Source organism: Williamsia serinedens, assembly GCF_024171725.1.
Classification (GTDB): Bacteria; Actinomycetota; Actinomycetes; order Mycobacteriales; family Mycobacteriaceae; genus Williamsia_A; species Williamsia_A serinedens.
The window spans coordinates 497,436-505,899 of sequence record NZ_JAMTCG010000005.1; the positions used below are offsets into that span (position 1 = coordinate 497,436).

At 72.6% G+C, this 8,464-nt stretch carries 8 protein-coding genes; 2 read left to right on the forward strand and 6 right to left on the reverse strand.

What is annotated here, in order from left to right; translation table 11 throughout:
* Nucleotides 1-52: 52 nt before the first annotated feature.
* Nucleotides 53-3,907, forward strand: coding sequence for a WD40 repeat domain-containing protein (locus LX12_RS15795; RefSeq protein ID WP_253655522.1), 3,855 nt, complete (start codon nucleotides 53-55; stop codon nucleotides 3,905-3,907).
* Here the strand turns inward: LX12_RS15795 and LX12_RS15800 are convergent.
* The 6 genes from LX12_RS15800 to LX12_RS15825 form a co-directional block, all read right to left on the reverse strand.
* Nucleotides 3,886-4,410 (reverse strand): hypothetical protein, encoded by a 525-nt coding sequence (locus LX12_RS15800; protein WP_253655523.1) that lies wholly within the window; start codon nucleotides 4,408-4,410, stop codon nucleotides 3,886-3,888. The genes LX12_RS15795 and LX12_RS15800 overlap by 22 nt on opposite strands.
* Before the next feature lie 23 nt (nucleotides 4,411-4,433).
* The gene (locus LX12_RS15805; RefSeq protein WP_253655524.1) at nucleotides 4,434-4,613 is read right to left on the reverse strand and encodes a hypothetical protein; all 180 of its coding nucleotides are present in this window, start codon (nucleotides 4,611-4,613) and stop codon (nucleotides 4,434-4,436) included.
* A gap of 76 nt (nucleotides 4,614-4,689) precedes the next feature.
* Nucleotides 4,690-5,262: a hypothetical protein gene (locus LX12_RS15810; RefSeq protein WP_253655525.1), complete on the reverse strand. Its 573-nt coding sequence runs from the start codon at nucleotides 5,260-5,262 to the stop codon at nucleotides 4,690-4,692.
* Nucleotides 5,259-6,224 carry an alpha/beta fold hydrolase gene (locus LX12_RS15815; RefSeq protein WP_253655526.1) on the reverse strand — a complete coding sequence of 322 codons (966 nt, stop codon included), beginning with the start codon at nucleotides 6,222-6,224 and terminating at the stop codon, nucleotides 5,259-5,261. Before LX12_RS15815 ends, LX12_RS15810 begins: the two co-directional genes overlap by 4 nt.
* Nucleotides 6,221-7,096 (reverse strand): HTTM domain-containing protein, encoded by an 876-nt coding sequence (locus LX12_RS15820; RefSeq protein WP_253655527.1) that lies wholly within the window; start codon nucleotides 7,094-7,096, stop codon nucleotides 6,221-6,223. Before LX12_RS15820 ends, LX12_RS15815 begins: the two co-directional genes overlap by 4 nt.
* 89 nt (nucleotides 7,097-7,185) lie before the next feature.
* Entirely contained in the window at nucleotides 7,186-7,407 is a 222-nt protein-coding gene (locus LX12_RS15825) for a hypothetical protein (protein ID WP_253655528.1), read from the reverse strand.
* Nucleotides 7,408-7,605: 198 nt separating this feature from the next.
* Between LX12_RS15825 and LX12_RS15830 the strand changes: the two genes are divergently transcribed.
* Nucleotides 7,606-8,097 (forward strand): TIGR04338 family metallohydrolase, encoded by a 492-nt coding sequence (locus LX12_RS15830; protein ID WP_253655529.1) that lies wholly within the window; start codon nucleotides 7,606-7,608, stop codon nucleotides 8,095-8,097.
* The last annotated feature ends 367 nt before the right edge of the window (nucleotides 8,098-8,464 follow it).

Below are 8,464 nucleotides of genomic sequence, written 5' to 3' on the forward strand. Positions count from 1 at the left end.
CGCGCGGGCCATGTCTGGCGAGATTTCGTGAGGCGCACTATCGTTCTGGCCCATGGGCGCAGGTGCGTGTGACCCGTTCGCCGAGCGGCTCACGCGTCTGATCGCGCTCGCCGGTTCCCCGACCCTGGCCAAGGTCAGCGCGGCCGCGAACCGTGTGCCCACGACGGGTCGCCGTCGCGCGATGACCCCGCAGCGCATCAGCGACTGGCGGCGTGGCCGCCACCTCCCCGCTGATTTCCCCACCCTCGAACCCGTCCTCGTCGTGTTGATCGCGGCGGTCGATCGGTCGCGACCCGACGTCGAGCCCGAGATCGTCAGCCTCGGGGCCTGGCGTGAGTTCTTCTCGGTCGTGACGGCGCCCGAGTCGACCGCGGACGGGGCCGAGGGACGACCGACGATCCCCGCGGGACGGTCCCCGTACCGGGGCCTGGCCGAGTACACCGCCGACGACCATCAGGTGTTCCACGGTCGGCGGCGAGCGGTCGAGGAACTGGTCGGACGGATCCGAGCGGTCGCGGCGGACAGGGCGGCGCCTGCGGTCCTCGCCCTCACCGCCCCGAGCGCTGCGGGCAAGTCGTCGCTGCTCAGTGCAGGACTCATCGGGGCCCGTGCCCTCGACGACGACGGTCCCACAGACGGCGCCACGCGGTGGCGGTACCTGCGCGTCGAGCTCGGCGCCGATCCGGGCGCACAGATCCGAGACGCGGTCTCCGACGTCGTCCACGAGCGGACCGTGCTCGTCGTCGACCGGCTCGAGATGATCCTGGGCGAGGCGGACGCGTCCCGGCGGCGCGCGTTCGCCGACGCGGTGACGGCCGCGGCGACGGGGGGCGGCTCGCCGCGGGTGGTCGTGGTGGTGACGGTCCGAGCCGACCTGTTCGGTGCATGCCTACGGCTTCCCGGACTCGGCGCGCTCCTGGCCGAGCGCTCGATGATCCTGCCGCCGATGAGCGACGCCGAGCTCCGCGAGGTCATCACCGGACCGGCACGCGACGCCGGCCTGCGGGTGGAGGCGGGGCTCGCCGATCTCATCATCACCGACGTGCACCGCGCGACCGCCGACGACGACCGCGCCGGTCGCCTGCCGTTGGTGTCCCACGTCCTCGCCGCGACGTGGACGCGGCGCACCCACGCGACGCTCACCGTCGCCGGTTATCGCGCTGTCGGGGGTGTCGCCGGTTCGGTGTCGCAGGCGGCGGAGGACGCGTGGGCACGGCTCGACGACCCCGGCCGGGCCGTCGCGCGGTCCGTCCTCATGTCTTTGGTCCATCTCTATCCGGGTGGTGCGACCACCGTCGACACCGACAAGGCCGCGCTCATCGCCTCGTTCGACGACACCGCCCGGGTCCGGAAGGTCGTCGACCACCTCACCGACGCCCGCCTCGTCACCGTCAGCGCGGACCGTGTCGGACTCGTCCACGAGTCCCTCCTGGTCGCGTGGCCGCGCCTGGCCGAGTGGATCGACCGCGATGCGGAGATCGGGCCGCTGCGGCAGCGCGTGCTGGCGGACGCCAGGGCGTGGGACGCACACGGCCGCCAGCGCCACTTCCTCCACGTCGGCGCCCGATTGGCCCAGGCCGCACCGCTTCTCGACGACCGCGATCGCAGCACAGGGCCCCGCAACCGACTCCTCGACGCGTTCCTCGCCGCCTCGGTACGGCGCGACCGTCGGATCCGACGGGTGCGGCGCGGTGTGACCGCGTCGATCGCGGTCCTGCTGGTCGTGGTGTCGGGGGTGGCTGCCTACGCGGTGCTCGTCGGACAGCAGGCGGTCGAGGCCCGCGGTCGGGCCGAGTCCATCGGACTGCTGGCGACCGCCGACAGCCTGCGCGCCGACGACCCGTCGACCTCCGCCTACCTCGCCGCGGCGGCCTACCTCGACCGGCCCGACGACGACGCCCTCGCCCGCCTCTACGCCGGCGAGACGATGCCGATCGCCGGGGCGACCGAGGCGCACCGGGGCACCGTCTACGACGTGGCGGTGAGCCCGCGCGGCGACGTCGTCGCCAGCATCGGCTACGACCGCGCGGTCCGGCTGTGGCGGATGGAGCCCGGATCGGGCACGCTGCGTGCCGCGGCGGCGATCCCCGACGCCCACGGCGTGTTCGGGACGTCGGTCGCGATCGACCGCGCGGGCACCCTGCTGGCCACGGCCGGTGGCGACGGTGCGGTCCGGCTCTTCGACATCTCCGACCCGTCCGCGCCGAGGGAGCGCGGACGCGTACGGACAGTGGGACCCGCCGCCTACCTGGTGCGGTTCGCGCCCGCGGGCTCGGCACTCGCGGTCGCGACCGACGCCGGGAGGGCGCAGGTGTGGGACGTCAGCGATCCCGACGCGCCCCGGCAGGTGTCCGACCTGGTGACCGGTGACGGTGCGGCGGTTCGCGCGGTCGCGTGGTCACCCGACGCGCGCACCCTGGCGACGGGAGGTGACGACCGCGTCACGCGACTGTGGGATGTGACGACGCCCGACGCCCCGCGGTTGCGCACCGTCGTCGCGGCCGACATCCGCCGCACCGTCCACGCACTGGCGTTCAGCCCGGACGGCACCCGGCTCGCCGTCGGCGACGACGACCCGTCGGTCCTGGTGTACCGCCTCGACGACGGGCCCACGCCGCGTCCCGTGGGTGCGCCGATCGTCGCCAACACCGATGCCGTCTGGTCGGTGATGTTCGCGCCGGACTCGCGGACCCTGGCCGTCGGCAGCTACGACGGGACCATTCGGCGGTGGGACACCGACGACGTGACGCGTGAGATCGGGCAGCCCATGTCGACCACGTCCGGGGCGGTCGCCGCCATCGCCTACACCCCCGACGGGTCCCGCATCGTCGCCGGCGGATCGGACGGTCGGATCCGTGTCTGGCGCCCGCCGCCGACCCCCGTGCTGGTCCACGACGGCGCCATCGCCGGACTGGCCGTCGCGCGCTCCGCCGGTGTCGCCGCGACCGTCGGCACAGACGGGCGGCTGCGCCTGTCCCGGATCCGCTCGGACCCGCCGACTCTCGCGCCCCTGTCCTCGCTCGAGATCGGTGTCTCCGACGCCGAACCGGACGTCGCCGTCCGTGACGACGGCGCGCTCACCGCGGTCGCCGGCGGTGCCGCGAGCCGACTGACCCTGTACGACACCGTGAACCCCGCCGATCCGCGGAATGTGGGATCGTCCCTGCCGCTGGCGACGCGGTACCTGCAACGCGTCGGCGCGATGACCGACGGGCACCTGGTCGTGGCCGACTCCGACTACAGCGTGCGGGTCGTCGATGTCCGCGATCCCGCCCGGATGGCGTGGGCGAGTCCGTCGATGGTGGGCCCGGGATCGTTCGTCGAGTCGATCGCGACGAGCGTCGACGGGCGGGCGGTCCACGTCGGCTTCGCCGACGGCTCGATCCGCAGCTGGGACGTCACCGACGCAGCGCGCCCGCGTCCCGCGCGAGTGCTGCTCGGCCACCGCGGGCGTGTCCGGTCCCTCGGGGTGTCCGGCGACGGCCGGGTCCTGATCTCCGGCGGCGACGACCAGACCCTCCGGGTGTGGGATCTGGCGTCGGGCACGGGGTCGACGCTGTCGGTGCCGGCCGCGGTGGGCGCGCTGGCCCTGTCCCCGGACGGCTCGACGGTGGCCGCTGCCACCGCCGACGCCGGTGTCCGGCTGTTCCGCACCGCCGGTGCGGCCGCCCTCGGCCCCGTGTCGACCACCAGCATCGCGGCGCGGTCGGCGGGAGCGACGTCCGAGGTCGCGTTCGACTCCCGCGGTGGGCTGGTCGCGGCCGCCGGCCCGACCGTGGCGCTCTGGTCACTCGACGGTCGTGCCGACCTCGCCCGCATCTGTGCGGGAACCGCGGGCACGGTCACGGCGCAGCGCTGGAAGGCGCTGGCGACGGGATCGATTCCTCAGCCCACGTCCTGCGGATGACGGTCCAGGGGCGCAGTGGACGCCGACCGCAGCCAGGAGCTTGTTCCCGGCAGCGCGATCGCGGCCAGGATCACCAATCCGCAGAGCACCTGCAGCGCGCGCGGTGAGGTGAGCCACCACGGGCCGCCGTCGAGGACCCAGTAGCCGTATCCGACGACGGTGATCAGGCCGTAGGCGAGAACCACCATGACGGCGTGCGACGACCGCTCGACGACGTACTCCACGAGTCGGGTGAACGAGAACACCCAGAACAGGGCGAACACGCAGCGAACGCCGATCCCGATGTAGATGCCGAGCACCTCGCCCGGGGGTGCCTCGGCGCGGGTCGCCCAGCCGTGGTCGGCGAGAAACCAGTCGACGTAGGCGGGGGCGAGCACGACCGACACGGCGAGTTGGACGAGGGACAGCGCGAACAGCGCACACACCGAGGCCAGGATCAGACGGATCCCGATCGCGTCGGCGGAGCGCCACCCCGTCCTGAGGGTGGTCACGAACTTGCGCATCACGGCCTCCGGGACGGGGCGGTCTAGGACTTGTGCACCGTCTCGGCGCGCCACCAGATCCCGATGGCCAGCAGACCCAGGATCACGGGCAACACGATGTAGACGGGGGAGGGCGCCCCACCGACGACGATGGCGACGAGAGCGATGACGGCGAACAGGCCCAGGATGCCGGCCTTGGCGTACTCGACTCCGAGTCGGGACATTGCTGCGACTTCCTTTCCTCCGTGCGGCGACGACGCCGCGACGATGTTGTTAGTCTGACAAACTTTGCGGGCCGCGTCAGGTCGGGACCGACGCGACGGTCGGTGTCCTCGACGTCCCCGGACAGTCCAGGAACCTCGACACCAGGACCGGCTGCAGCTCCGAGGTCGACGGCCCGGGCCGTGACGTGAGCAGCAGGAACTGGACCTGCGCCGGGTCCCCGAACCGGGACGCCGCGCGGATCACGTGGTCGGCGAGGAGGCGGTACGGCGGCGACGACGCGATGGCGTCGAAGTCGCCGTCGTGGGAGACGGCCAGCATCTTGAGCTGCTGGGTCGCGTCGAACAGCGCCTTGGGACCGCGGGTGCCGGGGTTCCACAGCGGCGCCCACCACGGTCGGTCGACGCTGAGGTCCACCTCCTCCCACTCCGCCGTCGGCGAGCCGTCGGCGCCGGGACGCGCGAACAGGTGGATGTCGTCGACACCCGGGTTGGGGCCGAAGAACCGCCAGGTGGGCATCTCGCCTGCCCAGGGCGCGATGCGGCGTGCGGTCGCGTGCTGGTCGGGGAGGTTGTCGATCGCGGTCAGCACGAGGTGCCCTGCGACGGTGCCGACCGCGGCCCGGGCCATCAGGTCGCGAAGTGGGGTCATGACGCCACCTCGACGGGGGTCGCGCTGTACACCTCGTCGCACCACCGCCGGACGTGGTCGGCGACGACCTCCGCGTGGCGTCGAAACCCGAGGATCGACCGGTGCCCGGCGCCCTGCACGACGTGGTGGGTCGCGCCGAGGTTCTCGGCCAGCTCGCGCTGTGCCCGCATGTGCGCGGTCGAGCCCTCGTGGCTGTTCGACGCACTCACCACCAGCGTCGGGGGCAGCGGGGTACGGGCGAGCGCTGAGGCGACCTCCGACATCCGCCTGTACTCCCGCGTCGCGGTGCGCACGGTGCGGGTGTCGACGACGAACCGGGCGAAGCGCTGCTGCACCGACGCCCGGTGGTCGACCTCGTCGAGGACGGGATTTGCCACGGTCGTGGTGCCGAGCACGGCCCCCACCATCTCGAGGTGCATCGACTGCACGATCCGTCCGCGGCGCTCGGGACTGGACCACACCGCGTCGAGGAGCGCGGGGTCGGTGCTGTCGACCAGGCACACGCCGACGACGCGTCGAGCCAGGTCCGGTGTGCGGGCAAGAGCATCGCGCACCGCCATCCCGCCGATGGAGTGTGCGAGGAGCAGGACCGGTCGGGAGTCGTCGAACTCGTGCCGCAGGATGCGGTCGACGAGCGCGCCCGCGTCGGACGTCGAGGTCGTCGCGCCGTAGCCGGCGCGGTGGTAGGCGACCACGCTCGACGACGTCGACAGCGCCTCGGCGACCCAGTCCCAGCACTCCAGCGGGGCGCCGAGTCCGTTCTCGCACACGATGATCGGGCCGTCGTGGAGGGCTCCCCAGGTCCGGTACTCGACGGGTCCGCGACCGAGATCGCGAACCGTGTTGCCGGATCGCGCGTGCTTCCGCAGCTCGCGCTCCGACCGGCGGTGGCTCGCGGCGCGTGTGGCCCACATTCCGAGAACGCCTGCCAGCCCGCCGCCCAGCAGCGTCTCGACGCTCATGCCGCCACCTCCGTCGTGGTCTCGGCCCCGCCGCGCAGCAGGCGGGACACCGACGCCGTCGGGGTCGTCCCGCGTGCCTCGAGCACGTACTCGGTGGCCGGATGCGTCGCGGAGAACGCCCAGATGAACCGTGGGAGCCCCATGAAATGGCCGATCGCGAGGTGGAACACCTTCGCGAATGCGAGGGTCGGGCGGCTCAGCCGCTCGGGGAGCAGATAGATGACCGGGAACGCCGTCTCCCACAGGATGGTCTGCCAGCACACCAGCGTGCCGAGGAACGGGAACCGGTCCAGCAGGCGACTGACGCGCGGGTCGCCGTACATCGAGGTGCGCATGACACCCGCGAACGCCCGGCCCGACCGCCAGTCGGAGGACACCAGCTTGATGAGCCCCGAGGCGGCGTAGGAGATCGCGAGCTGTGCGTTGACGGCGCGCAGGAAGAGGTCGTCGGCGCTCTCGGGGTCGGCGACGACGGCGCTGATCGCGTCGTAGCCCTGGATGACGCGCTGCATCTGGTCGGATCCGTCGCGGCCATAGGGGTTGCGCTGGGCCGTCAGGTTCGCGACGGCCGTCGAGGTGACGGCGGTGGCGACGCGGACGGCCCGGCGATCGGCGAAGGCGAGCGTGGCGAGCCCGCAGACCAGGTTCGCGGCCGACAGCGCGGTCGCGGTGCGCGGGTGGTCGAGGATCGTGGCGAGTCGACGACTGCGACGCGCCAGTGGTGCATCGGTGGCGACGGCCTGACCCCGCAGGATCCCGTCGTCGGCGTAGAGATGTGTGCGGGCGAGCGACTCGGCGGCGTTCACCGTCTGGCCCACGGCGGCGACACGGCGGACCCGTGCGGCGGCGTGCGCGGCGCTGCGAACGGACATCCTCACTCCTGAGGTCGATGGACTGGTCGATCCGGTCGCACCTCCCGGGTCGCGGTCGATCGGCCGCGCCCGGGAGATGCGGTCTCCGGTCAGCTGTTCGCGGCGTTGACCGCGTTGACGACCGCGGTGGTCGCGTTCAGGGTCGCGGTCACGAGCGCGATGTCCTCGGGCGTGGTGACGACGGTGGCCGGCGTGGTCATGACGGGCGCCGAGGCGTCGGCGCCGGTCAGGCCCGGCTCGATGTCGGCGAAGGCGCCGTTGACGGTCGCGGCGAGTGCACCGTTGGCGAACTGCATGGACTTCTCCTCCACGTGTGTGTCCTCGTCGCCTCCGGCGATCGGCCGGTGGCGGCCACCGCGTTCGGCGGCGAGCAGACGATCCCCCGAACGGGCGCACGGTTTCCAGACTCGTGCGTCATCGCCGCAGCTCAGAGTGTGTGCCCGAAAATCCGGACCGGCGCCGCCGGTGGTCCGTCGTCGGTGTCCGGGGTCGCGGGTACGGTCCCGCGCATGGTGACCGACTCCGGCCGCGCGGCTCTCTACGCCGCGGAACGCATGGCGCATCTCGTGTTCGAGACGGCGGGAACAAGCACGCAGATCGGCGGCGTCACCGTGACCGTCCCGCCGGAGGCGCGGTTCGCATCCGTGGAATCCGTCGCCGACCACGTCCGGCGGGTCCTGGCGCGACAGTCGATCCGCGACCGGTTCCCGCGCGCCGCCGAGCCGGTGAGCGTGCGGGTACGACGCGGGCCCGTCAGCGCGCACTACGAGGCGGGTCCGCCCGCGGTGATCGCCGTCCCGGAGGACGCCGACGGTCGATGGGCGCTGCGCGAACTCGTCGTGTTGCACGAGCTGGCGCACCACCTCGACGACAGTGGGGGAGCGGCCCATGGCCCGGGCTTCGCGGCGACGCTGATCGACCTCGTCACCGACGTCGTCGGGCCGGAGGCGGGATGGATCTATCGGACCCTGTTCACCGAGAGCGGCGTGCCCGTCGGGTGATGCCCGCTCGGCGGCGATCTTCCGCACGCTCGGCGGGGAGTTTCCGCACAGTGATACTCGATGGGCCCGGTTCAGGGGTGGGTCTGGCTCATTTCTGCACTGACACGACCTGGCTGTTGTCCTTCGAGCGATCGGTCGACTCGCCCTTGGGCCTGGGCGCATCTGTCCGGGGCCGTCAGCGTGCTCCCGGCCGGTCCGGGTGTGGCTTGATAGGAGCCTGACGACACACGGCAATGTCTCGTCACTGTTCTGTCCACCCGGCCCGACCGGTCGCGTGCGGCCCACCTCCTAGCCCAAAGGTGACCCATGGCCAGCATGACAAAACCGCCGTCGGAAAGCAGTGCCGATCGGGTGTTCGTCGGGATCG